The organism is Fusobacterium varium (assembly GCA_021531615.1).
In the GTDB taxonomy this organism is placed as follows: domain Bacteria; phylum Fusobacteriota; class Fusobacteriia; order Fusobacteriales; family Fusobacteriaceae; genus Fusobacterium_A; species Fusobacterium_A varium_C.
Window position 1 is genome coordinate 1 of the sequence record JADYUE010000085.1, and the last position, 838, is coordinate 838.

Genomic DNA, 838 nt, shown 5'->3' on the forward strand with positions numbered 1-838 from the left:
TCAAAAATACTTTTTAATGCTTCATATTGATTTTGCCCATTTTTCTTCATTGTCGCGATATACCCTCTTACTCTACAATAAATTTCACTTCCTAAATCACTTCTAAATGCTCCTTGAACTTTACTCTTGATCTTCACATTTCTAATTTCTCTTTCAGCATCATTATTGGTAAACAAAGATGAATCTCTTTCTAAAAAGAATGTTAGCACATCTGCATGCCTTGATAATCTTTTAAGAAGATTAAAAGCTTTGCTTCGCTTTTTCTTACCTTTTCCTACTTGAGTATTATCAAATGGATAGTGTATTCTCTCTTCTAAATATCCCTGTTCAACTGCAAACATGTACTTTAGATAAAAATCAAATTCTGTTTTCTCATCTATTTCTACTTCTGAATCAATCATATCCTTTAAGGTAATGAGTATATCTTTTACTTTTGTAGGAAATTTCAGCTCTGTATTTTCCTCTAAAAAGTTAAGTTCTCTTAGTAGATGAGCATTACAAAGTGCATGAGTAACATTAAAACAATCATAAGCATACCAACAGTCATGCGATAAGATTCCATGAAAATTAGGTAATATTCCAGCTTCAACAATTGCTTTTTTTCCTCTATTTTTATGTGAAGTAAGTACTGTTAATTTATCATTTGAAAAAGAATGTATCCAACGTCTAAAACCATTTACTTTAGTTCCAGTTTCATCAGCATGAGCAACTTCTGATTTTGCTAACTGTTCTTTAAAGAAATTTTCTACTTTTTCAAGTTTAGTATGAGCAGTTTTTAGGGTATTGTATATTGTTCCTTCACTTATTTTAAGATTAAAAACATCAATTAAAAGTTCAG

The 838-nt window shown here is 29.5% G+C and carries 1 protein-coding gene; it reads right to left on the bottom strand.

Going from position 1 to position 838, the window contains the following annotated elements:
• Window positions 1-838 (bottom strand): IS66 family transposase (locus tag I6E31_12430; GenBank protein ID MCF2640764.1); only part of this gene is annotated, 838 nt, incomplete at both ends.